Annotated in this window: 24 protein-coding genes; 17 read left to right on the top strand and 7 right to left on the bottom strand. The window is 60.8% G+C overall.

The features are described 5' to 3' along the window. Positions 1 to 64 precede the first annotated feature (64 nt). From ABH909_RS20755 to ABH909_RS20730, 6 genes are all read left to right on the top strand, one after another. A complete protein-coding gene (locus ABH909_RS20755; protein WP_052964435.1) occupies positions 65 to 856 on the top strand; it encodes a CbbQ/NirQ/NorQ/GpvN family protein in 792 nt (263 codons plus the stop codon). Next, on the top strand, positions 840 to 1,427 hold the full coding sequence (locus ABH909_RS20750; protein WP_429436532.1) for a cytochrome c oxidase subunit 3: 588 nt from the start codon (positions 840 to 842) through the stop codon (positions 1,425 to 1,427). The genes ABH909_RS20755 and ABH909_RS20750 overlap by 17 nt, the downstream gene beginning before the upstream one ends. 11 nt (positions 1,428 to 1,438) lie before the next feature. Next, complete coding sequence (locus ABH909_RS20745; RefSeq protein WP_429436530.1) at positions 1,439 to 1,696, top strand: cytochrome C oxidase subunit IV family protein; 258 nt, start codon at positions 1,439 to 1,441, stop codon at positions 1,694 to 1,696. Between the two features lie 279 nt (positions 1,697 to 1,975). After that, positions 1,976 to 2,416 (top strand): c-type cytochrome, encoded by a 441-nt coding sequence (locus ABH909_RS20740; protein WP_038982840.1) that lies wholly within the window; start codon positions 1,976 to 1,978, stop codon positions 2,414 to 2,416. A gap of 3 nt (positions 2,417 to 2,419) precedes the next feature. Further along, the gene (locus tag ABH909_RS20735; RefSeq protein WP_063340224.1) at positions 2,420 to 3,847 is read left to right on the top strand and encodes a cbb3-type cytochrome c oxidase subunit I; all 1,428 of its coding nucleotides are present in this window, start codon (positions 2,420 to 2,422) and stop codon (positions 3,845 to 3,847) included. Between the two features lie 78 nt (positions 3,848 to 3,925). Continuing rightward, the gene (locus ABH909_RS20730; RefSeq protein WP_429436527.1) at positions 3,926 to 5,767 is read left to right on the top strand and encodes a nitric oxide reductase activation protein NorD; all 1,842 of its coding nucleotides are present in this window, start codon (positions 3,926 to 3,928) and stop codon (positions 5,765 to 5,767) included. Positions 5,768 to 6,001: 234 nt separating this feature from the next. On the opposite strand, the gene ABH909_RS20725 is transcribed toward ABH909_RS20730, so the two are convergent. Next, on the bottom strand, positions 6,002 to 6,193 hold the full coding sequence (locus ABH909_RS20725; RefSeq protein ID WP_429440020.1) for a protein DnrP: 192 nt from the start codon (positions 6,191 to 6,193) through the stop codon (positions 6,002 to 6,004). Positions 6,194 to 6,198: 5 nt separating this feature from the next. Continuing rightward, entirely contained in the window at positions 6,199 to 6,882 is a 684-nt protein-coding gene (locus tag ABH909_RS20720) for a Crp/Fnr family transcriptional regulator (protein WP_008075049.1), read from the bottom strand. Positions 6,883 to 7,473: 591 nt separating this feature from the next. Between ABH909_RS20720 and ABH909_RS20715 the strand changes: the two genes are divergently transcribed. Together ABH909_RS20715 and ABH909_RS20710 are read left to right on the top strand one after the other, a co-directional pair. After that, a complete protein-coding gene (locus ABH909_RS20715) occupies positions 7,474 to 8,664 on the top strand; it encodes an NnrS family protein (RefSeq protein ID WP_429436524.1) in 1,191 nt (396 codons plus the stop codon). A gap of 27 nt (positions 8,665 to 8,691) precedes the next feature. Then, positions 8,692 to 9,129, top strand: a complete 438-nt coding sequence (locus ABH909_RS20710) for a hypothetical protein (RefSeq protein ID WP_429436522.1) — start codon at positions 8,692 to 8,694, stop codon at positions 9,127 to 9,129. A 75-nt stretch (positions 9,130 to 9,204) separates the two neighbouring features. Here the strand turns inward: ABH909_RS20710 and ytfE are convergent, their stop codons facing one another. Further along, positions 9,205 to 9,879, bottom strand: a complete 675-nt coding sequence (gene ytfE / locus ABH909_RS20705) for an iron-sulfur cluster repair protein YtfE (protein WP_429436520.1) — start codon at positions 9,877 to 9,879, stop codon at positions 9,205 to 9,207. A gap of 154 nt (positions 9,880 to 10,033) precedes the next feature. On the opposite strand from ytfE, the gene norR reads away from it, so the two are divergent. From norR to ubiT, 7 genes are all read left to right on the top strand, one after another. Next, complete coding sequence (gene norR / locus ABH909_RS20700) at positions 10,034 to 11,563, top strand: nitric oxide reductase transcriptional regulator NorR (protein WP_429436517.1); 1,530 nt, start codon at positions 10,034 to 10,036, stop codon at positions 11,561 to 11,563. A 79-nt stretch (positions 11,564 to 11,642) separates the two neighbouring features. After that, positions 11,643 to 12,290: a pyridoxamine 5'-phosphate oxidase gene (gene pdxH / locus ABH909_RS20695; protein ID WP_429436515.1), complete on the top strand. Its 648-nt coding sequence runs from the start codon at positions 11,643 to 11,645 to the stop codon at positions 12,288 to 12,290. Between the two features lie 315 nt (positions 12,291 to 12,605). Continuing rightward, complete coding sequence (moaB, locus tag ABH909_RS20690; RefSeq protein WP_038982823.1) at positions 12,606 to 13,160, top strand: molybdenum cofactor biosynthesis protein B; 555 nt, start codon at positions 12,606 to 12,608, stop codon at positions 13,158 to 13,160. Continuing rightward, positions 13,157 to 14,392 carry a molybdopterin molybdotransferase MoeA gene (locus tag ABH909_RS20685; RefSeq protein WP_429436513.1) on the top strand — a complete coding sequence of 412 codons (1,236 nt, stop codon included), beginning with the start codon at positions 13,157 to 13,159 and terminating at the stop codon, positions 14,390 to 14,392. The genes moaB and ABH909_RS20685 overlap by 4 nt, the downstream gene beginning before the upstream one ends. A 214-nt stretch (positions 14,393 to 14,606) precedes the next feature. After that, the gene (gene ubiU, locus ABH909_RS20680) at positions 14,607 to 15,602 is read left to right on the top strand and encodes a ubiquinone anaerobic biosynthesis protein UbiU (protein WP_429436511.1); all 996 of its coding nucleotides are present in this window, start codon (positions 14,607 to 14,609) and stop codon (positions 15,600 to 15,602) included. A gap of 10 nt (positions 15,603 to 15,612) precedes the next feature. Beyond that, positions 15,613 to 16,503 carry a U32 family peptidase gene (locus tag ABH909_RS20675; protein WP_429436508.1) on the top strand — a complete coding sequence of 297 codons (891 nt, stop codon included), beginning with the start codon at positions 15,613 to 15,615 and terminating at the stop codon, positions 16,501 to 16,503. After that, on the top strand, positions 16,497 to 16,967 hold the full coding sequence (gene ubiT, locus ABH909_RS20670) for a ubiquinone anaerobic biosynthesis accessory factor UbiT (protein WP_429436506.1): 471 nt from the start codon (positions 16,497 to 16,499) through the stop codon (positions 16,965 to 16,967). Before ABH909_RS20675 ends, ubiT begins: the two co-directional genes overlap by 7 nt. A 930-nt stretch (positions 16,968 to 17,897) precedes the next feature. Here the strand turns inward: ubiT and ABH909_RS20665 are convergent. The 4 genes from ABH909_RS20665 to ABH909_RS20650 form a co-directional block, all read right to left on the bottom strand. After that, on the bottom strand, positions 17,898 to 18,296 hold the full coding sequence (locus ABH909_RS20665) for a putative zinc-binding protein (protein WP_429436503.1): 399 nt from the start codon (positions 18,294 to 18,296) through the stop codon (positions 17,898 to 17,900). Positions 18,297 to 18,370: 74 nt separating this feature from the next. Beyond that, positions 18,371 to 19,045 (bottom strand): Crp/Fnr family transcriptional regulator, encoded by a 675-nt coding sequence (locus ABH909_RS20660; protein ID WP_429436500.1) that lies wholly within the window; start codon positions 19,043 to 19,045, stop codon positions 18,371 to 18,373. An 86-nt stretch (positions 19,046 to 19,131) separates the two neighbouring features. Then, entirely contained in the window at positions 19,132 to 19,779 is a 648-nt protein-coding gene (narL, locus tag ABH909_RS20655) for a two-component system response regulator NarL (RefSeq protein ID WP_429436498.1), read from the bottom strand. After that, positions 19,776 to 21,578 carry a HAMP domain-containing protein gene (locus tag ABH909_RS20650; RefSeq protein WP_429436495.1) on the bottom strand — a complete coding sequence of 601 codons (1,803 nt, stop codon included), beginning with the start codon at positions 21,576 to 21,578 and terminating at the stop codon, positions 19,776 to 19,778. Before ABH909_RS20650 ends, narL begins: the two co-directional genes overlap by 4 nt. Before the next feature lie 303 nt (positions 21,579 to 21,881). On the opposite strand from ABH909_RS20650, the gene ABH909_RS20645 reads away from it, so the two are divergent. Beyond that, the gene (locus tag ABH909_RS20645; protein WP_429436492.1) at positions 21,882 to 23,186 is read left to right on the top strand and encodes an MFS transporter; all 1,305 of its coding nucleotides are present in this window, start codon (positions 21,882 to 21,884) and stop codon (positions 23,184 to 23,186) included. Next, on the top strand, positions 23,164 to 24,561 hold the full coding sequence (locus tag ABH909_RS20640) for a NarK family nitrate/nitrite MFS transporter (protein ID WP_429436489.1): 1,398 nt from the start codon (positions 23,164 to 23,166) through the stop codon (positions 24,559 to 24,561). The genes ABH909_RS20645 and ABH909_RS20640 overlap by 23 nt, the downstream gene beginning before the upstream one ends. The last annotated feature ends 62 nt before the right edge of the window (positions 24,562 to 24,623 follow it).

Here is a 24,623-nt window from a genome sequence, read left to right as displayed (position 1 = left end):
CTTGCCAGGTTGTCGCAGGGGCCCGTAGCGTGTGGCTTGAATCCGCTTTTGGAGCAGACAGCCCATGGACCGAATCCAGTCTTGCGACCCCTTCTATCAACCGCTCAATAATGAGGAGGCGCTGTTCGAGCAAGCCTGGCGACACGGCATGCCGGTGCTGATCAAAGGCCCGACGGGGTGCGGCAAGACCCGTTTCGTCCAGCACATGGCCCATCGGTTGAAACTGCCGCTGTACACCGTGGCTTGCCATGATGATTTGAGCGCCGCCGACCTGATCGGCCGTCATTTGATCGGTGCCCAAGGCACCTGGTGGCAGGACGGGCCACTGACCCGCGCGGTACGTGAAGGCGGTATTTGTTATCTGGACGAAGTGGTCGAGGCGCGTCAGGACACGGTGGTCGTACTGCATCCGCTAGCTGATGATCGTCGCGAGCTGTTCCTGGAGCGCACTGGCGAAGTGCTGCAGGCGCCACCGTCATTCATGCTGGTGGTGTCGTACAACCCGGGTTACCAGAACCTGCTCAAAGGCATGAAGCCCAGCACCCGACAACGCTTCGTGGCGATGCGTTTCGGCTATCCGCCGGTGGCTGACGAAGAGCGCATTGTCGCCCGGGAAGCGCAGGTGGACAGTGCGCTGGCGGCGCAAGTAGTCAGGCTGGGACAGGCCCTGCGCCGGCTGGATCAACATGACCTGGAGGAAGTCGCCTCGACGCGGCTGCTGATTTTCACCGCGCGAATGATCCGCTCCGGCATGAGCCCGCGTGAAGCGTGCATGGCCTGCCTGGCCGAGCCGTTGAGCGATGATCCGCTGACGGTTGCGGCGCTGATGGACGTGGTTGATGTCCACTTCGGCTGAGGCCAGACGCGTTGCGCCGGGTCACTTGCCGGGTGATCTGGCGATGTGGTTTTTCATTCTGGCCGAGCTGTCGGTGTTCGCCATCCTGATTCTGGCGTTCGCCGTGACCCAGGCACTCAAACCGCAGCTGTTCGGTGAAAGCCGTCTGTTGCTCAACACCTCTACCGGCCTGGCGATGACCCTGAGCCTGCTCACCGCCGGGCTGTTCGCCGCGCTGGCTCAAGAGCAAGTCAAGCGCTCCCGGTCTCGCCACGGCGCTGTCTACCTGCTGGCAGCGTTGCTTGCCGCCAGTGTCTACGTGGTCTTGAAGATCACGGAATACCGGCACTTGCTGGCCTCGGAGCTGGGCCTGGAGCACAACACGTTTTTCACCCTCTACTGGATCCTCACCGGTTTTCATTTTCTCCATGTACTGCTCGGCATGGTCATCCTCGGCTGGCTGGCCGAGCGTTGCCGTCGTGGCTTGTACAACGCCGCCAACCGCAGCGGGCTTGAATCGGGTGTGCTGTATTGGCACATGGTCGATCTGATCTGGGTGGTGCTGTTTCCGCTGGTCTACGTTCTGAATTGACGGAGGTTCTGATGTCCGCTTGCAGGTTTTTGCTGGTCTGCTGGGCCGCGCTGGTTACGTTAAGCGTGTGCACGGTGGTGCTGGCACAGATGGGCGCGACGTGGCTGCTGTCGGTGGCCATTTTGCTGGTGGCGGTCGGCAAGGCCTGGTTGATTGCCGATGGCTTTATGGAAATGCGCCATGCCCCGCGATTGTGGCGCCGGTTGATGGTGAGCTGGGCGGTGGTGTTGACGGTGGTTGTGGGTATGACGCTGGTTTCAATTGGTTAATTACCTGTGGCGAGGGAGCTTGCTCCCGCTCGGTTGCGAAGCAGCCGTAAAACCTGTGCCTGCTTTCTATCTGAATAATCGCGCTATCTGAATATGCGCGGTGACTGGTTTTAGGGCCGCTGCGCGCCCCAGCGGGAGCAAGCTCCCTCGCCACAGGTTGGTGCCTGGCGTCCTGGTGCCTATACCCGACCAAAACCATCTGCCTTTCTTGATCGCCATCAAGCAGGTTTCAACCCTTCGCTTCCTATCATGGGCACGCCAAGCAAAGAGGAAGCGACCATGTCAGAGACCTTCACCAAAGGCATGGCCAGGAATATCTACTTCGGGGGAAGCATCTTCTTCTTCCTGATATTCCTGGCCTTGACCTATCACACGGAACAGACCTTTCCAGAGCGCAGCAATGAAGCGCAGTTAACTGAATCAGTGATCCGCGGCAAGACGGTCTGGGAGCAAAACAACTGCATCGGCTGCCACACGCTGCTGGGCGAGGGCGCCTACTTTGCGCCGGAGCTGGGCAATGTGTTCCAGCGGCGCGGCGGGGAGGCGGGTTTCAAACCCTTTCTACATGCCTGGATGAAAATGCAGCCGCTGGGCGTACCGGGCCGGCGCGCGATGCCGCAGTTCAAGTTGAGCGAGCAAGAGGTGGATGACATCGCCGAGTTCCTCAAATGGAGCTCGAACATCAACACCAATGGCTGGCCGCCAAACAAGGAGGGCTAAGAGATGAGCATGGCTAATCCGCATCTGAAATTCGCCTCGCAAGCCGTGGCCAAACCGTACTTCGTGTTCGCCCTGATGCTGTTTCTCGGTCAGGTGCTGTTCGGTTTGATCATGGGTGTGCAATACGTGGTAGGGGACTTTCTGTTCCCGATCATTCCCTTCAACGTGGCGCGGATGGTGCACACCAACCTGCTGATCGTCTGGCTGCTGTTCGGCTTCATGGGCGCTGCCTATTACCTGATTCCGGAAGAGGCCGACCGCGAACTGCACAGTCCAAAGTTGGCGATCATCCTGTTCTGGGTATTCGCCGCCGCGGGCGTGCTGACGATCCTCGGCTATCTGTTGGTGCCTTATGCAGGCCTGGCGAAACTGACCCACAACGAGTTGCTGCCGACCATGGGCCGGGAGTTCCTGGAGCAGCCGACCATCACCAAGATGGGCATTGTGGTGGTGTGCCTGGGCTTCCTATACAACATCGGCATGACCCTGCTCAAAGGTCGCAAGACCACCGTCAGCATGGTGATGATGACCGGGCTGATTGGGCTTGCGGTGTTCTTCCTGTTCTCCTTCTATAACCCCGGCAACCTGGCCCGCGACAAGTTCTACTGGTGGTGGGTGGTGCATCTTTGGGTGGAAGGCGTGTGGGAACTGATCATGGGGTCGATGCTCGCTTTTGTCCTGATCAAGATCACCGGTGTCGACCGGGAAGTGGTGGAGAAATGGCTGTACGTGATCATCGCCATGGCGCTGATTACCGGGATCATCGGCACCGGTCACCACTTCTTCTGGATTGGTGCGCCTGAGGTCTGGTTGTGGGTCGGCTCGATCTTCTCGGCACTCGAACCGCTGCCGTTCCTGGCCATGGTGATCTTCGCCTTCAGCATGGTGAAGAACCGTCGCCGGCAACACCCGAACCGCGCCGCCACCCTGTGGGCCAAGGGCACCACCGTCACTGCGTTCTTCGGTGCGGGTGTCTGGGGTTTTCTGCACACCCTGGCACCGGTCAACTTCTACACCCACGGTTCGCAACTGACGGCGGCGCACGGTCACCTGGCCTTCTACGGTGCTTACGCGATGATCGTGATGACCTTGATCAGCTACGCCATGCCGCGTTTGCGCGGGCTGGGTGAAGCCGCAGACGAGCGTTCGCAGACCTTGGAAATCTGGGGCTTCTGGTTGATGACCTTGTCGATGGTGATGATCACGCTGTTCCTTACCGCTGCCGGTGTCGTCCAGGTTTACCTGCAACGCTGGCAGGCCGATGGGATTGCGTTGCCATTCATGGCCACGGTCGAACATCTGCAGGTGCTGTTCTGGGCGCGTCTGGGCGCCGGTCTCGGCTTCTTCGCCGGCTTGCTCTGTTACCTGCTCAGCTTCAAGCAACGGAGCCGCGCCGCCTTGCGCGCACCGGCTGCGGTTGTACCTTCATGAACGAGTGCAATGGCTAGAAAAGGTCGGCCCGGCTGATACAGCGGGCCGTTTTTTTGGTTTCCGGGAAAGGCAAGCATCATGGCGTTTACCGTCGAACTGGAAGAGTGGGTAGGCAGTGTCTGGCACCGTTTCATCACCCGGCGTGCCAGCCCGGACTTCCCTGAAGCACGGGTTGAACTGGCCAGTCAGCAACGCCCGCTGGCGCTGTTGTTTCGTGCCATGGGCGGTGCCAATGGCATCGGTGTGGAAGCGGCCAGCGACCGCGATCTGCTGCTGCGCCGAAATGTGTTGCAGCAGATCGCCGGCACCTGCAAACAAGTGCCGTTGGCGTGGTGTGACGCAAGTAATTTGCGGCTGCCATCGAGCCTGGCGGTGTTCCCTGAAGTCGCACTGAACGAGGAACTCTATCGCTGGCTCGCGTTGCTGGCGGCACAGGCCGGGCCGATGCGGCACTGGGGGCGGGACAATCAACGCTGGACGCAGCAGCTGTTGCAACGCTATCCCGCGTTGCGTGCTCGTTACAAACGACTGGTTGATGCCCATCTGCAATTGCGCCCCGATCCGGCAACATTGAACCCCGGCGAAGCTGCGCTGGAAAGAGCTTTATGCCAGGCGTTACGCGAGCCGGGCAGTGTCGAACATTTCCCCCGCAGCGAACGGGCGGCGTGGCCGCTGCCGCTGTGGTTGTACCCGCCGCAAAACCTTGCCAGCCCGCAGGCTGCCGATCTGGGCGATGAATCCGAAGAGTCTTTGACTACGCCGCCCGGCGAACAGAAAAGCGGGCGTAAACGCGCGACGCGGATCGATGAAAGCACCCGCGATGGCGGGCTGTTGGTGGTGCGTCTGGAGAACCTGTTCAGTTGGACCGAGCACGTCGATCTGGATCGCTGGTCGGACGACAGCGAAGACCCGGACGCCGCCCGGGTTGCCGATGACCTGGATGAACTGACGCTATCTCGCACCCGTCTGCGCAAGGGCGGCGGCCTCAAGTTGCACCTGGATTTGCCACCGGCGGATGTCGACGATATTCCCCTCGGCGAGGGCATCAAATTGCCGGAGTGGGACTACCGCAAACAACAAATGCAGGACAGCTTCGTCAATCTGCAAATGATGGTGCCCCGCGACTGTGAGGCACAGCCATTGCCGCCACGGCTGAAGGCCTCGGCGCACCGTCTGCGCCGCCAGTTCGAGTACCTGCGCAACGACCGCCAATGGTTACGCCAGCAACCTCAAGGGTCTGAACTGGACATGCAGGCCTGGCTGGATTTTCACGTTGAGCGCGAGCATGGCCAGTGTGCCGAACGCGGTCTGTTCATGGAGCAGCGGCAGACCCGCCGCGACCTGGCGTGCCTGTTGCTGGCCGACGTGTCGATGTCCACCGACGCCCACTTGAACAATGAGCACCGCGTCATCGATGTCATCCGCGACAGCCTGCTGCTGTTCGGCGAAACCTTGTCGGTGCTCGGTGATGATTTCGCCCTGTACGGGTTTTCCTCGCTGCGCCGTCAGCAAGTGCGCATGCAGGAACTCAAGGCGTTCACCCAGCGTTATGACGACACCACCCGAGGTCGCATTCAAGGTCTCAAGCCGGGGTATTACACGCGCATGGGCGCCGCCATTCGTCAGGCCACGCAACTATTGGGCACGAGCAAGCGGCGCAGCAAACTGTTGCTGCTGCTCACGGATGGCAAACCGAATGATCTGGATCTGTATGAAGGGCGCTACGGTGTTGAAGACACCCGCGAGGCGGTGCTGGAGGCGCGGCGTCAGGGGTTGACGCCGTTCTGTATCACGATCGATCGCGAAGCCGGGGATTACCTGCCGTACATGTTCGGCGCTAATGGCTACACCTTGATCCGTCAGCCTGAGCAGTTACCGCTGCGCTTGCCGCAGTTGTACCGCCAGCTGACTCAACCTTGAGCGACACGGTCCATGCAGCAGCTGCCGCGCCTACGAAGCGCAGCCCCTGTGGCGAGGGGGCTTGCCCCCGTTGGGTCGCGAAGCGGCCCTAACCCGGTAATTATGTTGTGGCAGATAAAACACACTGGCTGTTTTTACGACTGCTTCGCAGCCGAACGGGGGCAAGCCCCCTCGCCACAGGGGCTGCGCTTCGCAGGCGCGAGATATGTGGAATTGAAAGTTGTGGTGTGGGCTTCAGAAAATGCTGCGCGGCAGCCAGAAAAACATCGTCACGCAGAAGAGCGTCAAGCCAACGCAGAACCACATGAATCGGCGCTGCCGACGTTCCCCGGCGTGTTCAGCCAGTGCCGGCAGGGGCATGCCGCATTGGCGGCATTCGATCTTTTGTGGTGGGTTGTCGTGTTGGCAATACAGGCAGACGGGCATGGCGCTCACTCGAACTGTTCCAGGCGCAGGCGATCAAGAATGGCGATCTGACGGCCGTCCTGAGTGATGATGTTTTCATCGATCAAGCGGCGAATGATCCGCGAAAAGGTTTCCGGCTGGATCGACAGATGCCCGGCAATCAGCTGCTTGGCCATCGGCAACTCGAATTGGCTGTCAACGGTTTGCTGACGCACCAGTTGCGTCAGCAAATAACGCACAACCCGGTGGGTGGCGTTTTTCAGTGACAGGGTTTCGATTTCATTGACCCGTTGATGCAAGCGAACGCAGAGCTTGCCCAGCAGTGCAAAGGTCAGCCGACTGTTGCTTTGCAGCAGGCGCATGTAGGTGCTGTTGGATAACCGGTAGAGCTGGGTGGGGCAGATCGCTTCGGCCGAGGCCACGTAGTTCGGGGTGTCCATCAGCATCATCGCCTCGGCGAAAGTTTGCCGATCGCTGATGACCTCAAACACTTTCTCCTGCCCATCGGGTGTCAGCCGGTAGATTTTCACCGCGCCGGCAATGATGAAATAGAACGAATCGGCCGGCTCACCTTGACGGAACAACGGCTCGCCCTTGTCGATGCTCAGCAAATGGCTGGTACTCATCAATTCATCCAGCTGTTCTTCGTTCAACGGCTCGAACAAGTGATGACTGCGCAGAATCTGGTGATGGACGCGATGAAGCACCATGAGAATTCATCCTGAAGATAGAGAAGGGGGGCAGGTCAGACGAGACCTAGAGAAACGCCGCTGGCCAAGGCCAGGATTGAGGTCAACACAACAAACCAGGCCAGTGGCTGGATGACTTTTTTCATGACGACTCCGGTAATCGAAAGGGATCCAGGATTTTTGAAAGGTTGCCCATGCAGAGCAAGACGCGGGCCAGGCCTGGAGGGCCTTGTTTATGGGGGTTCTCAAGCATGAGGGTAAAAAAGACTATGCTGTATAGGGTTTAAATAACCCTTAAATGGTCATTTTTACCCTGGCCGGGAGCACCTTGTGGCGAGGGAGCTTGCTCCCGCTGGAGTGCGAAGCACTCCCAACACCGGCCATCGCAATTCTTCAGATACAGCGCATCAGCCGGTTTACGGCTGCTGCGCACCCGAGCGGGAGCAAGCTCCCTCGCCACAAAGGACGCGCGCTCGGCATCGGGGCACGTCCCTTGCACACTTGATCTGCGACAACGGCAATGGATCGGTAATACCCGATGATTGCCCCTGGATTTACCTCGGCGCCTGCGAGTTGGCGCAAAGGTCGGCAACAAGGTAGAGGAGTGGTTTTATGCAAGTGCTCGACCGCCGTAAAGCGATGGCCATCGCGCCGCTGTTTCGGCTGGCCTTTCGGCCGTTTTTCCTCGCCGGCTGCCTGTTGGCGGTGCTGGCCATTCCGCTGTGGCTGGCGGCTTTTGGCGGTTCGATGTCCGATTGGCAACCGGCAGGCGGTTGGCTGGGCTGGCATCGGCATGAATTGCTGTTCGGGTTCGGCTTGGCGATTATCGCGGGCTTTTTGCTGACGGCCGTGCAGACCTGGACCGGTCGCCCTGGCCTCAGCGGCAAGCCGTTGGCCGCTCTGGCGTTGCTTTGGTTATTGGCGCGAGTGGCCTGGCTGGCCAACGTGTCGTGGCCGTTGCTCGCGGTGCTGGAAATGGCGTTCCCGTTGGCGGTGGCGGTGCTCATGGGCTTCACCTTGTGGAAGGTGCGGCAGAAACGTAACTACCCGATTGTGGTGGTCTTGCTGTTGTTGGCCGTGGCCGACGGGTTGTCCTTGTACGGCCTGGTCGAGGGGCATGAAGGCTGGCAGCGCCAGGGCGTGCTGACCGGCATCTGGCTAGTGGCGGCGATGATGGGGTTGATTGGTGGGCGGGTGATTCCGTTCTTCACCCAGCGTGGCCTTGGCCGGGTCGAAGGCGTTGCCGCCTGGCCCTGGCTGGATCGGTTGCTGTTGGTGGGCTCGCCGCTGGTGGCGTTGTTATATGCCGCAGGACCTGCGCTCAACCCCAATGTCTGGGTGGGCCTGCTGTTCGCGGTTCTGGCGGCGGGACATCTGGTGCGACTGGTGCGTTGGCATGACCGGGCACTCTGGCACGTACCGTTGCTGTGGTCGCTGCACCTGGCTTATGGCTGGTTGGCGGCGGCGTGTCTTGGGATGGCGCTGTGGCATTTCGGCGCGCCGATCAATCCGAGCCTGGCGGTGCATTGCCTGACCATCGGGGCCATGGGCGGCCTGGTGCTGGCGATGATTGCGCGGGTCAGCCTTGGGCATACCGGCCGTGCGCTGGAGCCGCCGTCGGGGATGACCCTGGCGTTCATCTTGCTCAACCTGGCGTGTCTGAGCCGGGTCGTGTTGATCGAGTTCTTTCCCTTGCCGGCATTGTGGCTGGCCGGTCTGTGCTGGGCGCTGGCGTTTGCGCTGTACGCCTGGCGCTATGGGCCGATGCTGCTGCGCGCCCGGGTGGACGGTCATCCGGGATGAGCAGCGAACTGACAGAGGCTGGCGCTGATGTATCCCTTTTTGCTGGTCACGCATTTGTTGGCAGCGATTGCCTTCATCGGCACGCTGTTTTTCGAAGTGGTCATCTGGCATCGCGCACGCCAGCAGTTGGCGGACGTATCGCAAGTGACGGCAGATCAGGCGATTGCCGTGCGTTCGCGCAAAGTGCTGCATGGCGTGGTGTTGCTGTTGTATGGCGCTGGCATCGGCTTGGCGTGGCAGTACCGGGGCGCATTGAGTCAGCCGCTGGCCAGCAGTTTTGGCACGTTGCTGAGCCTGAAGATCCTGTTGGCCCTGAGCATCATCGGTCATTACTTGCTGCTGGCCTATTGGCTGACCCATGCGCGCCTGACCGCGACTCGCGCCAGCTGGATTCGCCGCAGCATCCTCGGGCACATGGTGTTGATCGTGATCCTGGCTAAGGCGATGTTCTATTGGCACGGCTGATCATGAGCAGTCCAGGATAAACAAAACCCGCGTCAACCGATGGGCTGACGCGGGTTGGGTGTGACTGGCGATCGATCAATGACGAGGGTTCAGGGCATTGATGAACAGCACGTTGTTTTCCAGATGGATGTGTTGCATCAGGTCGTCTTTGAATTCCAGCAGCCCGCGATAGAGGGCGCGCCAGGTGTTACAGGCATCGGCAGGCGGGATGATGTAATTGGTCAGGGCGAGCATTCTCTCCAGTGCTTCACCATGTTGATCGTGCTCGAAGCGCAGCACCTGGATCGGCGGAGCGGCCTGAGGACCGATGCCTTGTTGCAGCATCGGGAACAGCACCTGTTCTTCCTTGAGCATGTGGCCTTCGAGTTCTTGCTGCATGTCGGTCAAAAGATCGGCCAGGCCATTGGGGCAGCTGCTGCGCGCGCCATGGACCTGCTCGACGCGGCGGGCCAGGCGGATTAGTTCCGGCAGTTGCTCGCGGTGACGGGCGTGGTAGCGCGTCAGAAGGTGGGCGATCAGCAGTTCCAAAGGTTCGTTGCGCCAGTCGTGCTGGGTTTCGCCAGCGTCTTGCAGAATGTTCAGGGCGTCGGCAATGAGGACCGGATCGAGGTTTTTGCCAAGGGCCGCTTCACGCAGGCTTTTATGCCCGCCGCAACAGAAGTCCAGTTTGAAGGTGTGGAAGATCCGGGTGGCACCGGGAATGTCGCAGGCCAGTTGGCCGAGGCTTTGTTCCAATAGGGTCTGGCTCATCAGGGTTCCTTGTTTGGGTTTAAACGGTTCCCCAGGCTCATTGCATCCGACATGCCATATTTAAACGATTGAAAAACATGAATTTATTTTTAGTTGTGGTGATAGACACCCTGATGCTTCAGGGTGAATCCAACCATAGAGGGTGATTACTACCATGCTGCGAGAAAGCCTGGCAGCCGACCTGATCGTCGAGTTGCCCAATGCCGTGCGGTTGCAACGATTGGTCCAGACCCTGCGCGAATACTTCAACAGTGGCGCTGTGGGCTTGTTGCGTCTGGATGACGACAGCCTCAGGCCTGTTGCGACGGTGGGGCTGGTTCATGAAGCGTTGGGGCGCCGCTTCGTCATCGCCCAGCATCCCCGGCTGGCGGCTATCATGGCGTCGCGCGAGCCGACCTGGTTCGAGCCCGACAGCCGCTTGCCGGACCCTTACGACGGCTTGCTCGACAACCACGTCGGCGAACCGCTGCCGGTGCATGACTGCATGGGCGTGAGCCTGTATGTCGAAGGGCGGATCTGGGGCGCGATCACCCTCGATGCGCTGCACGCCGGGACCTTCGACAGCCGGGCGCGAGAAGAGCTCAAGCGCTGCACCTTGCAAATCGAAGCCGCCGTGCGGGTCACCCGTCTGGAACAGGAAAACCGCAGCTTGCGCCTGTCCCGCAGCGATCCCCAGGATTTGCGAATGCCGGTCGAGGAGGGCGAGATTCTCGGGCAGAGTGAGGTGTTGCATCAGTTGCTCAATGAGCTGGATGTACTGGCCGACTCCGATCTGCCGGTATTGCTGTTGGGCGAGACCGGCGTCGGCAAAGAGCTGTTCGCCCGGCGTTTGCATCGTCTTTCAAGGCGCCACCACAAACCACTGATACACGTTAACTGCGCCGCTTTGCCGGAGTCACTGGCAGAGAGTGAGTTGTTCGGGCATGTCAAAGGCGCCTTTTCCGGCGCCACCAGTGACCGTGCCGGACGCTTCGATGCTGCCAACGGTGGCACGCTGTTTCTCGATGAAGTCGGGGAGTTGCCCTTGAGCGTGCAAGCGAAGTTATTGCGCACCTTGCAGAACGGCGAGATCCAGCGCCTCGGCGCCGACAAGCCGCTGCACGTGGATGTGCGGATCATCGCCGCCACCAACCGGCACCTCCCGGACAGCATCCGCGACGGCTTTTTTCGCGCCGATCTGTACCACCGGCTCTCGGTGTACCCGGTGCCGATTCCGCCCCTGCGCGAGCGCGGTAATGACGTGTTGATGCTGGCGGGGCATTTCCTTGAGCTCAATCGGGCGCGGCTCGGCCTGCGTGGTTTGCGCCTGTCGCCGGCGGCTGAACGCGCGCTGTTGCTTTATACCTGGCCGGGCAATGTGCGCGAACTGGAACACGTGATCAGTCGGGCCGCGTTGAAACAGCTCAGCCGTGGTACGAGTCGCGCGTTGATCATGACGCTGGAGCCTGAGATTCTCGATCTCGACAGCGCGAAGGCGGCATCGGGGGCGGTGGTCGAGCCATCCCCGGACGTTACGGCCGATTTGCCGTTCCAGCCCTTGGGCGAAGCCGTCGACGATTACCAGCGCAAGAAAATCCTCCAGGCCCTGAGCCTGTCCGGGGAAAACTGGGCCAGCGCTGCGCGGATTCTGGAAGTCGATCCCAGCAACTTGCACAAACTGGCGCGGCGGCTGCGTCTCAAGTAGGCGAAGGTGTTGATGGCGGTCAAGGTGGTTTTGCGCAGTGCCTCGCACACTGCGTAAAAACCTTCCGGAGATCACCGTCATGCCACTTTCCCTGGCCCAAATGCGCCGCAACTACACCCTTAATGGCTTGCAAGATGAGGCTGCACTGGATGATCCGCTGGCGATGTTCCGGCAGTGGTTGCAACAGGCCCGCGACACCGAGTGCGCACCTGTCGAGGCCAATAGCATGGTGCTGGCGACGGTCGACCCTGAAGGCCGGCCGCACTGTCGGGTTCTGCTGCTCAAGGGCTTGAGCGATGAAGGTTTTACGTTCTTCGGCAATTACCAGAGCGACAAGGGGCAGCAACTGGCCGCCAATCCCTATGCCGCGATGACGTTTTTCTGGCCGGGACTGGAGCGTCAGGTGCGTATCGAAGGGCAGGTGTTCAGGCTCGATCCGGCGTTGTCGGATGCGTACTTCGATTCCCGTTCCATGGCCAGTCGCCTGGGCGCCTGGGCTTCACCGCAAAGCCGTCCGCTGGCCAGTCGTGCAGCGCTGGAATCCATGCTGGCTGAAACCATCAAACGCTTCGTTGGCCAGACCGTCTCGCGTCCCGAGCATTGGGGCGGCTACTGCCTGCGCCCTGAGCGTCTGGAGTTCTGGCAGGGGCGGGCCGACCGTTTGCATGATCGACTCGATTACCGGTTGCGCGATGGCTTGTGGAAGCGAAGCCGGTTGGCGCCTTGAACACTTTTCACCGACTCACGAAATGATGCGCCGAGCACAAGACCTGTGGCGAGGGAGCTTGCTCCCGTTCGGCTGCGAAGCAGTCGTAAAACGGCAGATGCGGTCTACCTGAAGAATTGCGGGGGCAGGTTTTGGGGCCGCTCCGCAGCCCAGCGGGAGCAAGCACCCTCGCCACAGGTCTGTGTGCTACTTGTCATCACCGCTGACTGGTATTCCCCCTATGTCCCCGACGAGGTACCTCCTTGGAGGAATAGGCTCGCTCACCATTCCGGTTCAGGCTTCGGGCCATACCCTCATCTACGGGAAGACCTGGATATGGCCCATCTGGCGCAACGCACGTTTGAACCCCTGAACATCGCCGTACTGACCATCAGCGATACGCGCACCTTTGACACCGACACGTCGGGGCAGACCCTGACGGATTTGCTGCAAACCGCCGGGCATGTGTTGATCGATCGTGATCTGGTCAAGGACGACATTTATCAGATCCGCGCCACCGTTTCCCGGTGGATCGCCGACCCCAAGGTGCAAGTGGTGTTGATGACCGGCGGCACCGGTTTCACCGCTCGCGACAACACACCGCAAGCAGTGCTGCCACTGCTGGACAAACATGTGGAAGGCTTCGGCGAATTGTTCCGCCAGGTGTCTCTGGAGGAAATCGGCATGTCCAGCCTGCAGTCCCGGGCACTGGCCGGCATGAGTAACGGCGTGCTGGTGTGCTGCGTTCCAGGTTCGCCGGGTGCCTGCCGGACGGCCTGGAACAAGATCCTGCTCGAACAACTGGACAGTCGCACCGGCCCGTGCAATTTCGCCCCGCATCTGAAACCGCAAGCGCAACGGGTCATCGACGCCTGCGGGACACGCTCATGACCGGCCGGGTGTGCGACCTCGGCAACCTGATGCCGGTGGACGAGGCCATCAGCCGTCTGCTGGACCAGGCACCGCCGCCGCCCCCGGCGCAAATGGTGCGTCTGGATCACGCCATGGGGCGGGTGCTGGCGGCGGACATTCATTCCCCGGTGAACCTGCCGGCCTGGGACAACAGTGCCATGGACGGCTATGCCCTCAGGGCGGCTGACCTGCCCCAGGTGGGTGGCTGTTTATCGATTGGCGGGCGCATTGCGGCGGGGGATCAAGCAAGTTCACCCTTGCTCGCGCAGCAGGCGGTGCAGATCTTTACCGGCGCGCCATTGCCACCGGGCGCCGATACCGTTGTGCCGCAGGAGCGCTGTCGGGTCGAGGGCGAGCGCGTCTGGTTCCCGCCTGTATCCGTTGGCGACCATGTGCGCAAGGAGGGTGAGGAAGTTCGCCGCGGGGATCTGTTGCTCAAGGCCGGCAAACGCCTGCGCGCACAAGAACTGGGGTTGCTGGCTGGCGCTGGTATCGCGCGGGTCGAGGTCTATCGGCCGTTACAGGTATGCCTGCTCAGCAGCGGTAATGAACTGCGTGAGCCGGGCGATCCCTTGGCGCCGGGGCAGATTTACAACAGCAACCGGTATTGCCTCGCCGCGTTGTTGCGCGGCTGGGGCGTTGAGGTGCATGACTACGGCGTCATGGTCGATGAGTTGGCGGCCAGCCGGCATGCCTTGAGCCTGGCGTCTTCGGAATGCGACTTGCTGTTGAGTTCCGGTGGCGTGTCGGTGGGCGAGGAAGATCACCTCAAACAGGCGATCGAGGAACTGGGTAACGTCGATTTTTGGCGGTTGGCCATTCAGCCGGGCAAGCCACTGGCCTTTGGTGAAGTGGCCGGCAAACCCTGGATCGGCATGCCGGGAAATCCTTCGGCGGCGCTGATAACCGCGTTGGTGGTGGTGCGTCCGTTCCTGCTCAGGGCCCAAGGCGTGACTGACGTACTGCCGGTGCCGTTGGCCGTGCCCGCCGGGTTCGACTGGTTGCAGCGCAACAAGCGTCGGCAGTACCTGCGGGCCAGATTGACGCCCGGCGCCGACGGCCAGTTGAGCGTGGAACTGCACCCGCAGCAAAGCTCGGCGATGTTGACCGCCGCGTGCTGGGCCGACGGGCTGGCGGTGATCGAATGCGAGCAGCAAGTGCTCAAGCACGACAACGTGATGTTCCTGTCCTTCGCCGACCTGATGCATTGATGGCAATTGATTGCCGTCAAGGCCGTGCCTGCCGGTCTCGCTAGACTGTGTGGCCAGGGAGCTTGCTCCCGCTGGGGCGCGAAGCGGCCCTGTTATTTAGGCCTGCTGCGCAATCCAGCGTCGGAACGCCGCCCGGAGCAAGCTCGCTCGCCACAAGCGCATTCCAACCATGACTGATTAGGCCCCGGACTGCGTTTTTTCATGAGGATTACCCATGCAACTGGTCTGCCCGGCAGGGAATCTGCCTGCGCTTAAAGCGGCGGTGCGCCAAGGCGCCGATGCCGTCTATGTCGGCTTTCGCGATGACACCAACGCCCGGCATTTCGCGGGGCTGAACATGGACGACAAGCAGTTCGACGCCGCGGTCGCCCACATCCGCCAGCATCAACGCAAACTCTACGTCGCGGTCAACACGTACCCGCAGCCCAAGGGCTGGGAGCGCTGGCAGCGAGCGGTGGATCGTGCCGCCGATTTCGGCGTCGATGCACTGATCGCCGCCGACCCCGGGGTGCTCAACTACGCCAGTCAGCGTCACCCGAGTCTGGCATTGCACCTGTCGGTCCAGGGCTCGGCGACCCATGCCGCCGCGCTGGAGTTTTATGCGCAGCGCTACGGCATTCGGCGCGCGGTGCTGCCGCGGGTGTTGTCGTTGGCGCAAGTACGCCAGGTCGCCGCCAGCAGCCCGGTGCCCATTGAAGTCTTTGGCTTCGGCAGCTTGTGCATCATGGCAGAAGGGCGTTGCCATCTGTCTTCCTACATTACCGGCGAGTCGCCGAACCTGTGCGGTGTCTGTTCGCCCGCCAAGGCCGTGCGCTGGAGCGAGGACACCGAAGGCTTGAGCGCGCGCCTCAGCGAAGTGCTGATCGACCGATACACCCCTGACGAACCGGCCGGTTACCCGACCTTGTGCAAGGGCCGCTTCCTGGTCGGCGGCAAACGCTTTCATGCGCTGGAGGAGCCCACCAGCCTCGACACCCTGGACTTGCTGCCGGAACTGACGGCCATCGGCGTCGAAGCCGTGAAGATCGAAGGCCGCCAACGCAGCCCGGCCTATGTCGAACAAGTCACCCGTGTCTGGCGCGCGGCACTGGACGCCCATCGCGGCGCGCCGGGCAGTTTTCGGGTCAAGGAGGAATGGCGTCAGGTGCTGGCCGGTTTGTCCGAAGGCAGCCAGACCACCCTGGGTGCTTATCATCGATCATGGCAATGAGGGATTCGACATGAAACTCAGCCTGGGACCGGTCCTGTTCTATTGGGACAAGGAACAACTCAGCCACTTTTACGCCGAGATGTCGGCCTTGCCCCTGGATGTGATTTACCTGGGGGAAACCGTGTGTTCGAAACGTCGGGCTTTTTCATTGGATCAATGGCTGGGGCTGGGCCGTGAGTTGCAGGAATGCAGCCAGGCGCAGTTGGTGCTTTCCAGCCTGACGCTGATCGAAGCGGCGTCCGAGCTTTCCAGCCTGCGTCGGCTATGCGACAACGGCCAATTGCTGGTGGAAGCCAACGACATGGGCGCGGTGCACTTCCTGGCCGAACGCAAGTTGCCATTCGTGGGCGGCCCGGCCCTCAATCTGTACAACGGACACTCATTGGCGCAACTGCTCGACAGCGGCATGACTCGCTGGGTGCCGCCGGTGGAATGTTCGGCGACGTTGATTGCTGATGTGATCGGGCAGGTGCGCGAACTGGGCCGTGCGGTGCCGGAAGTTGAAATTTTCGCCTATGGGCATTTGCCATTGGCCTATTCCGCCCGCTGCTTTACGGCCCGAGCGGAAAACCGGCCCAAGGACGACTGCCAGTTTTGCTGCATCAACTACCCCGATGGCTTGGCGCTGACCAGTCAGGAAGGGCAGGCGCTGTTCACCATCAACGGTATTCAAACGATGTCGGCCGAGGTGACCAATCTGCTGGCCGATTACTCCGGATTGGTTGCCTGCGGTGCCAATCTGTTGCGCTTGAGTCCTCGCGCTCAGGGCATGGCTGAGGTGGTCGCAGCCTTTCAACGGGTCCGTCTGGGCGAGACACCGCCGCTGTTCGTCGAAGGGTGCAATGGTTATTGGCATGGCCAGGCCGGCATGCTGCGTGTCGAGGAGGTCGGCCTGTGTTGAATCGAAAAAAGTGGCTGTTGAAAGGTGCCGACCGGGTGTTGCCGCTGATGCGCCGGGTGCCTTTTGCCGTGCAGCGGCTGGCGTTGCAACAGGCGCTCAATCGCTGCCTCGCCGGACCGTTGCGCGATGGCGAGTTCGAGGTGTTGCGTGGGCGTTGGTTGTGCTTGCGGATTCCCGATCTGGGGTTGTCCTGGTATCTGACGCTCACTGGTAAAGGGTTGCGGATTGTCGAGCAGGCCGTGGCGCATGTGACGATAAGTGGCAACTGGCGGGAGTTTTTACTGTTGGCGAGCCGTCAGGAGGATCCGGATACGTTGTTTTTTCGCCGGCGTTTGGTGATTGAGGGGGATACGGAGTTGGGGTTGGCGTTGAAGAATCTGATCGACAGTCTGGATCCTGATGTGTTGCCTGTTTGGTTGTGGCGCAATCTGGAGCGGGCGGGGAAGGGGTTGGCGGCGGGGTAATTGATGTCGTTCAACTGTGGGAGCTGGCTCGAGGCTCCCGTACATATCCATTTCTGCGGTAACGGCTTCTATTGGTTTCGCTTTTACAGCGAGTCACTTTCGAAAAGCGCGAAAGTAACCAAAGCGCTTTTGCCCCTTTCGTTCGGTGGCTCGCCTAGGCTCGCCATGCCCTCGCTCCGGTCCTGCTCCGTGGGCCCGCCGCGATCGGCCATCCATGGCCGTGCGCGGCTAACCCGGCATCCATGCCGGGTTGCCCACTACGCAGAACCTCCACTCGGCCTCTCGAGGGGGCGACTACCGCAACAGCAAAAGCGAGGCGGCCTCTGGGCCGACCTAGGCATCAAGCGGGCGCGCTTCGCTGACTTGATCGTTCACATTCTCTGGAAGCAACACTGATAAATTGTGGGAGCGGGCTTGCTCGCGAAGGCGGGCTTACATTCAACATTTATGTCGACTGACACGGTCTCTTCGCGAGCAAGCCCGCTCCCACAGTTAAAATTTGTTAGGCATGGCATCTGGGTACACCGCCGCTGACCAGATTTGGCCGAACCAACATCAGGTCGGCTATCAGGCCGCCTCGTTTTGGCTTTTGATCTGGCTTTTGATTTTGATTTTGATCTGCCCCGTCGGAAGGCCGAGCGCAGGTTCTGCGCAGTGGGCACCGCGGCAAGGATGCCGCGGTAGCCGCCCCCGGCCATGGATGGCCGATGGCGGCGGGCCCACGGAGCAGGACCGGAGTGAGGGTATGGCGAGCCTGGGCGAGCCACCGTACGTCAGGGGCGAAAGCGTTTGGTTACTTTGCGCTTTTCAAAGTAACCCGCCGTAAGGGCGGAACCCTAAGCCGCCGTTACCGAAGAAACGGATATACACCCTGCCGAGGCGAGTGCACGTGCCACATAGCAGGCAAGCCCATAGGGTTTTTGTTGTTCTTCAGGCCATCGTTTCCTGCTGGCTTACATGCTGGCGAGCATCACTGGCAATCAACTGCCTGATCCCTTCAAACAACTCATCACTCTGCGCCTGCGTGCAGTCCTCACCATGGCGTTTACGCAACCCGTAATGGCTAAGAATCAAATGCACATCCGCATGCAGCCCATGTTGCTTTAGGCAGTTTTCAACGCATTGCAACGGACAGCCATCCAGCGCAAAAATCCGCCGCCCCGAGCGCGCTTTGTTGACCAGTGCCGCCACATGCCCGCCGACACCGACGATGCAGGACATTTCCGCCAGGCCACTGCGGTCCAGGCGCACGGCCAGGGTGTTGGCCAGTTGGGCGACGTTGGAGCAGCCTGAGCAGGAGTAAACCAAAGGCAGGGTTGAACGGGGCATTTGCACTCTCCGTGGATGGACGCTGCCAGTGTGCAAGGCGCCTGGCTTCGCGCCTTGATGGCGGTCAATTCCGGCTATTGGAAAGCCGCCAGCTCCTCTTCAGCGAGAATGCTGATATGACGACGCTCCATGGCGATCAGGCCGCACTCCACCAAGCGATGCAAAATCCGCGAGAAGGTTTCCGGCTGAATCCCAAGCTTCGACGCCACCAGGCGTTTGGACACCTGCAAGACAATCTGGCCGGTCACCGGGTGGCGTTCCTGGAACAGAAAATTGATCACCCGACGAGTCGCACTGGCCATGGTCAAGGTATCGATGTCGCGCAGACGCAGGTGCAGGTGAACGCTCATGCTCGCGAGGATCGCCAGACAGACTTTCGGCTGATCCTCCAGGGCATTGCGGTAATGGTTGCCCTCGATGCTCACCAGCACGCTGTCCTTCAGGGCCGTGGCGCTCACCGGGTAGAGCCGGGCCTGGCTGAACAGCAAGGCTTCGGCAAAGGTCTGGCCGGACTGGATGATTTCCACCAGGTTTTCCTGGCCTTCGCCGGTGAGCCGGTACAACTTGACCTGGCCGCTGACCAGCAGGAAAAAACGCCTGGCCGGATCCCCTTGATGCATGAGCGTGCTGTGACAACTCAGGCGCTTGAGCATGGCCAGGCCGCAGACTTCCTCGAAGACTTTCTCCGGGAGCTGGCTGAACAGATGATGACGGCGCAACGTTAAAACGATGGAAGGGTGGGTCAGCATGGCGTACCTCCGCTGACCGTCATAGTAGAGAGCGCAGGCCAAATGACCTATGCCTCTGCAGGCCTACCTCCAAGGAGGCATGCCTGTCAGCCCGCACTGCGCAGATGCTCCATGGCCCACACTGCCGCCTCCACCCGCGAGCGCAAGCCGAGTTTGTGCAGCAGGTTTTTCACGTGGACCTTGACCGTCCCTTCGGTGATGCCCAGCTTGTGCCCGATGACCTTGTTGCTGAAGCCGCTGGCGATGGTTTTCAACACCTGACGCTCACGCTCGGTCAATTCCACCACGGCCTGGCGCGGCGGCGAGCGCAACGCCTGGGCCATGACTTGGGTCAGCCCCGGGCTGATGACCAAGGCGCCGTTCAAGGCATCGCGGATGTACTGGATCAACAGTTCCGGTTCCATGTCCTTGAGCAGATAACCGTCGGCGTCCAGGCGCAGTGCATCGCGAATATCGTCTTCGGCGTCCGACACGGTGAACAGCAGCACTTTGCCGGTGTAGTTCATCGCTCGTAATCGGCGCAGGGTTTCGATGCCATTCATTTGCGGCATGTTGTTGTCGAGCAAGACCAGATCCGGTTGCAGCGGCTCAATCAGGCCGAGCGCTTCTTCACCCTGGCTCGCTTCGCCGACGATCAAAAAATCATCTTCGAGTTCGAGCATCTGGCGAATGCCGTGACGCATCATCGGATGGTCGTCTACCAGCAGGATTCTGTGTTGCGGGGACGGGGTCATAGGGTACTGCCTTCTGTTTGCTGCCCGAGAAATTCCGGGTGGAATTCCAGTTGGACACGGGTGCCTTGGGGTTCCCTGGAGAGGATTTGCAGCTGGCCGTGCAAGCTGCGAGCCCGCTCATCCATGATGTTCAGGCCGTGGTGTTCGCGTTGGTCGACGTTGCCGCTGAAGCCGCGACCGTCGTCTTCAACCGACAACCTGACTGTCTCGCCGTCTTGGCGCAGTTGTAGCCAGGCGTTTTGCGCATGGGCGTGGCGCAAGCAGTTGGAGAGCGCCTCGCGGGTGATCTGCAGAATGTGGATCTGTTCGCTGGCCGATAGCTGAAAGGCCAGGGTGTCGACGTGCAGGTGCACCTGGAACTCCCCGCGACGGGAAAACTCCTCGGCGGTGTCCTTGAGTTCCTGCACCAGTCCCGCGTCGTGGATCTGCAAACGAAAAGTCGTCAGCAACTCGCGTAACTGGCGATAGGCATTGTTCAGTCCCTCGCGCAATTCGGCGGTGACGGTTTCCAGGGTCTGGACCGGTTCGCCCCGGCGCATCAGGGTCTGCATGCGGCTGACTTGCAGCTTCATGTAGGACAGGGCCTGGGCCAGGGAGTCGTGAAGCTCGCGGGCGATGATCGTGCGTTCTTCGAGCAGCAGCAGGCGATGATCCTGTTCCCGTTGGCGCTTGAGCGAGAGCGAGGTGCCGATCAGGTTGGCCAGGGCCTGGATCAATTGGGTTTCCCAGGCTTGCATGGGATGGCCGTCGACAAAGTGCGCCTTGAGCTCACCCAGTTCACTGCCCTGGTTGCTGATGCTGAAGGTTTGCGGATTGGCTTTGTGGTGCTTCTGGCACGTGGCGCAGTCGCTGCTGGCGCAGACTTCGCGGATGTTCGCGCCATGCAGGGCCAGTAACTGTTGGGCCGGTGCCTGTTGTTGGCCTTGCAGGCACAGCGACAGACGCAAGCCAGGCAGGCGTTGCTGGAAGCGTCGAATCAACTGATCGAGGCCTTCGGCATTGGCCAGGCGGGTGGCCAGGCTTCGGCTGCTTTGATACAGCAGCTCCAGGGCAGCGTTGGCTTGTTGCAGGTTCAGGGTTTTCTGCCGGACCTGACTTTCCAGGGTGCGATGCGACTCTTCGATCGTCTCGGCCATGGTATTGAAACTCGTGGCCAACTGGCCCAGTTCGTCCTGGGACTGATGGTTGACCCGCACCTTGAAGTCGCCGCGACGAAAACGCTGGGTGGCGTCCACCAACTCCTTGAGAGGCGTAACGACACCGTACTGCAATTCGTACAAGCCGATCAGCAGGACAATCATGGTGGTGAACAAGGCCAGGCCCTGGATCGCCTGTTGCCAGCCCTGCTTTTGTTCGCTCTGGCGCTGCAACAGGTTGACGAATTGGTTCAGTTGCTCAACGAAGGAATGAGCCTGGACTTGAAAGGCAGCCGCATCGCCGCGCAGCAGTGCCGGGAGTAAATCCTCGTTCCATTGTTGCTGGATTTGCCCATAGCTGACTTGCAGGGCGGCGGTGGGGCCATCTTCCAGTACGGCCTTGAGTGACTGGCTGGTGAGGCGGGTTTGCAGGCTGTCGGTGATGGCGGCGATTTCTGCGGGCGTTGCACCCGCGGCCAGTTTCCAGCTCAGGTGATAAGTCTCCATGCGCACCGAGCCTGCGGTATTGATGGCGGCGGCATCGCCCTGGCTGAACCAGGCGATCAGCCCGGCGCTCAGCGAACTGGCGAGCGCCAGCACGGCGATCAAAATCACCGCCAGCCCGGCGCGAGCGGGCAGGGAGCTGCGCAACCAGCGCATCATCGGCGCAGGTCCCGGAAGACATCAGGAAAACAGAGCATGTGCAGCACCAGAATGGGTTTTGCCGCCGATCCGGGGCGCGCTACCTCTAAAGAGTTGTCGACAGTTCCTTGTCGGCAAAAATGTCGGTTAAAACTCTTAAGAGGCTGATAAATAAAGGGTTTTAACGCTTTCTAGCACTACCTCCTTAGAGGTAGACCGCACAAGCATAGGCCTATGCCCCCTTGGGCTTCGTTGACATGGGTCAAGTTTTTGCGGGGTTGGCCTCTCTAGTCTGCCGCCATGGCTAACTGACTGGAGAGCATTGTGAACCCACCGCGTGTACGACAAGGCTTGGTGCTGGGCATGAGCACGCTGGCCTTCACTGTGTGCTTCATGGTCTGGATGATGTTTGCCGTGCTCGGGGTGCCGATCAAGGAACTGCTCCAGCTCAACGAAACCCAGTTCGGCCTGCTGGCCGCAACCCCGGTGCTGACCGGCTCGCTGGTGCGTTTGCCGCTGGGGTTGCTGACCGACCGTTTTGGCGGGCGCAGCGTGTTCTTCCTGCTGATGCTGAGCTGCGTCGCGCCGCTGTACCTGATCAGCCACGCGACTGCCTACTGGCAGTTCCTGGTGCTGGGTTTGTTCGTCGGCCTGGCCGGCGGCTCGTTCTCGGTCGGGATTGCCTACGTCGCCAAATGGTTCGACAAGGAGAATCAAGGCTTCGCCATGGGCATCTTCGGTGCCGGTAACGCCGGGGCTGCGGTGACCAAGTTTCTCGCCCCGGCACTGATCGCCGCTGGCAGCTGGCAACTGGTGCCGAAAGTCTTCAGCGCGATCCTCTTTATTACCGCGCTGCTGTTCTGGTTTCTCAGTGCCGAAAACAAGGACCACCGCAGTGCATCCGGCGCCACCTTGCGTGAGCAACTGCGCTCGTTGAAAGACCCAGCGGTGTGGCGCTACTGCCAGTACTACTCGATCGTCTTCGGTGGCTACGTCGCCCTGGCCCTGTGGATGACCAAGTACTACGTGCAGGAATACGGTTTCAGTTTGCAAAGCGCGGCGCTGCTGGCGGCCTGTTTTTCCTTGCCCGGTGGCGTACTGCGTGCCGTCGGCGGCTGGCTGTCGGATCGCTGGGGGGCGCAAAGCGTGACCTGGTGGGTGTTGTGGGTCAGTTGGATCTGCCTGTTCCTGCTTTCATATCCCCAGACTCAACTGCAAGTACAGACCATCAACGGCCCGGTGGATTTCCACATTGGCCTGAGCCCCGCGTTGTTCACTGTGTTGCTGTTCGTCATAGGCATCGCCTTCGCGTTCGGCAAGGCCTCGGTTTTCAAATACATCGCCAATGACTACCCGAAAAACATGGGCGCGGTGTCCGGCATCGTCGGCCTCGCCGGTGGCCTGGGTGGCTTCGTGCTGCCGATCCTGTTCGGCGCCCTGGTGGACCTCACCGGCGTGCGCTCTTCCTGCTTCATGTTGATGTACGGCGTGGTCTGGGTCTCCCTCACCTGGATGTACTTCAGCGAAATACGCAAAAGCCCGGTGCTGGGTAAAGCGCCGCTGCTGACCCCGTCACCGATTTCCAGCATTGCCCTAGGAGAAGAACATGTCCGTTCTGCAAAAGCCTGACAAAGGCCCAGTCATTCATGACTGGCGCCCCGAGGACCCCGCGTTCTGGGGAAGTAGCGGCAAACAGACCGCCACCCGCAACTTGTGGATTTCCATTCCTGCGCTGTTGTTGGCCTTCGCGGTGTGGATGGTCTGGAGCACGGTGATCGTGCGTTTGAACGCCATCGGCTTCACCTTCACCACTGACCAGCTGTTCTGGCTGGCGGCGTTGCCGGGGCTGTCCGGCGCGACCTTGCGCGTTTTCTATTCCTTTATGGTGCCGATCTTCGGCGGCCGTCGCTGGACCGCCCTGAGCACTGCGTCGCTGTTGTTGCCCTCGATCTGGATGGGCTTCGCCGTGCAGGACCCGAGCACCTCCTACAGCGTGTTCGTGTTGATTGCCTTGCTCTGCGGTTTTGGCGGCGGCAACTTTGCCTCGAGCATGTCCAACATCAGCTTCTTCTATCCCAAGTCGCAGCAGGGCACGGCCCTTGGCCTCAACGCCGGGCTGGGTAACCTGGGCGTCTCGGTGATGCAGTTCTGTGTGCCGCTGGTGATTACCTTCGGGGTGTTCGGCTTCATGGGCGGCTCGCCGCAAGCACTGCCGGACGGTGGCCAGTTGTGGCTGCAGAACGCCGGGTTCATCTGGGTGCCGTTTATTGTCCTGGTGACGGTGCTGGCCTGGTTCGGCATGAATGACCTGTCCAGTGCCCGCGCTTCGTTCAGCGAGCAGGCGGTGATCTTCAAACGCAAACACAACTGGCTGATGTGCTGGTTGTACCTGGCGACCTTCGGTTCATTCATCGGTTTCTCCGCCGCGTTTCCGCTGCTGATCAAAACCTCGTTCCCTGATGTCATCGCTTTGAAATTCGCCTTCCTTGGCCCGTTGGTCGGCGCTCTGGTACGCCCATTGGGCGGGTGGCTGGCGGACAAGCTCGGTGGCGCAAAAGTGACCTTGTGGAACTTCGTGGCGATGATCGCGATGGTCTTCGCCGTGATGCACTTTTTGCCGCAGAACGGTACCGGCGGCAACTTCTACGGCTTCCTCGGCCTGTTCATGCTGCTGTTCATCACCACGGGCATCGGCAACGGCTCCACCTTCCGGATGATCCCGGTGATCTTCCGCACCCTGCATGAAAAAGCGTCGGCCGGAAAACCGCCAGCCGTACGCGAACAAGCGCTCAAGGATGCCGGTAAAGAATCGGCCGCCGTCCTGGGCTTCAGTTCGGCCATGGGCGCCTTCGGTGCGTTCTTCATTCCCAAATCCTTCGGCTCTTCGATGGCCCTGACCGGCGGCCCGGAGATGGCCTTCTACATGTTCGTCGGCTTTTACCTGAGCTGCATCGTGGTGACCTGGTGGTGGTACGCGCGCAAAGGCGCCGCGACACCCTGCTGAGACGACCCGAATTCAATCATTGCGTGGGCGGGGCACAGACTCCGCGACAAAGCCTGAGAGGA

Origin of the sequence: Pseudomonas sp. BS3782 TE3695, assembly GCF_050435305.1 — a bacterium.
In the GTDB taxonomy this organism is placed as follows: domain Bacteria; phylum Pseudomonadota; class Gammaproteobacteria; order Pseudomonadales; family Pseudomonadaceae; genus Aquipseudomonas.
Note: the sequence above shows the minus strand (reverse complement) of the source record. Positions and strands in the feature narration are given on the sequence as shown.

What these genes read in the sequence shown, in the direction of transcription:
- ABH909_RS20755 (WP_052964435.1), top strand. Translation starts at nt 65, where the DNA reads ATGGACCGAATCCAGTCTTGCGACCCCTTCTATCAACCGCTCAATAAT.
- ABH909_RS20750 (WP_429436532.1), top strand. Translation starts at nt 840, where the DNA reads ATGTCCACTTCGGCTGAGGCCAGACGCGTTGCGCCGGGTCACTTGCCG.
- ABH909_RS20745 (WP_429436530.1), top strand. Translation starts at nt 1,439, where the DNA reads ATGTCCGCTTGCAGGTTTTTGCTGGTCTGCTGGGCCGCGCTGGTTACG.
- ABH909_RS20740 (WP_038982840.1), top strand. Translation starts at nt 1,976, where the DNA reads ATGTCAGAGACCTTCACCAAAGGCATGGCCAGGAATATCTACTTCGGG.
- ABH909_RS20735 (WP_063340224.1), top strand. Translation starts at nt 2,420, where the DNA reads ATGAGCATGGCTAATCCGCATCTGAAATTCGCCTCGCAAGCCGTGGCC.
- ABH909_RS20730 (WP_429436527.1), top strand. Translation starts at nt 3,926, where the DNA reads ATGGCGTTTACCGTCGAACTGGAAGAGTGGGTAGGCAGTGTCTGGCAC.
- ABH909_RS20725 (WP_429440020.1), bottom strand. Translation starts at nt 6,193, where the DNA reads ATGCCCGTCTGCCTGTATTGCCAACACGACAACCCACCACAAAAGATC.
- ABH909_RS20720 (WP_008075049.1), bottom strand. Translation starts at nt 6,882, where the DNA reads ATGGTGCTTCATCGCGTCCATCACCAGATTCTGCGCAGTCATCACTTG.
- ABH909_RS20715 (WP_429436524.1), top strand. Translation starts at nt 7,474, where the DNA reads ATGCAAGTGCTCGACCGCCGTAAAGCGATGGCCATCGCGCCGCTGTTT.
- ABH909_RS20710 (WP_429436522.1), top strand. Translation starts at nt 8,692, where the DNA reads ATGTATCCCTTTTTGCTGGTCACGCATTTGTTGGCAGCGATTGCCTTC.
- ytfE (WP_429436520.1), bottom strand. Translation starts at nt 9,879, where the DNA reads ATGAGCCAGACCCTATTGGAACAAAGCCTCGGCCAACTGGCCTGCGAC.
- norR (WP_429436517.1), top strand. Translation starts at nt 10,034, where the DNA reads ATGCTGCGAGAAAGCCTGGCAGCCGACCTGATCGTCGAGTTGCCCAAT.
- pdxH (WP_429436515.1), top strand. Translation starts at nt 11,643, where the DNA reads ATGCCACTTTCCCTGGCCCAAATGCGCCGCAACTACACCCTTAATGGC.
- moaB (WP_038982823.1), top strand. Translation starts at nt 12,606, where the DNA reads ATGGCCCATCTGGCGCAACGCACGTTTGAACCCCTGAACATCGCCGTA.
- ABH909_RS20685 (WP_429436513.1), top strand. Translation starts at nt 13,157, where the DNA reads ATGACCGGCCGGGTGTGCGACCTCGGCAACCTGATGCCGGTGGACGAG.
- ubiU (WP_429436511.1), top strand. Translation starts at nt 14,607, where the DNA reads ATGCAACTGGTCTGCCCGGCAGGGAATCTGCCTGCGCTTAAAGCGGCG.
- ABH909_RS20675 (WP_429436508.1), top strand. Translation starts at nt 15,613, where the DNA reads ATGAAACTCAGCCTGGGACCGGTCCTGTTCTATTGGGACAAGGAACAA.
- ABH909_RS20665 (WP_429436503.1), bottom strand. Translation starts at nt 18,296, where the DNA reads ATGCCCCGTTCAACCCTGCCTTTGGTTTACTCCTGCTCAGGCTGCTCC.
- ABH909_RS20660 (WP_429436500.1), bottom strand. Translation starts at nt 19,045, where the DNA reads ATGCTGACCCACCCTTCCATCGTTTTAACGTTGCGCCGTCATCATCTG.
- narL (WP_429436498.1), bottom strand. Translation starts at nt 19,779, where the DNA reads ATGACCCCGTCCCCGCAACACAGAATCCTGCTGGTAGACGACCATCCG.
- ABH909_RS20650 (WP_429436495.1), bottom strand. Translation starts at nt 21,578, where the DNA reads ATGATGCGCTGGTTGCGCAGCTCCCTGCCCGCTCGCGCCGGGCTGGCG.
- ABH909_RS20640 (WP_429436489.1), top strand. Translation starts at nt 23,164, where the DNA reads ATGTCCGTTCTGCAAAAGCCTGACAAAGGCCCAGTCATTCATGACTGG.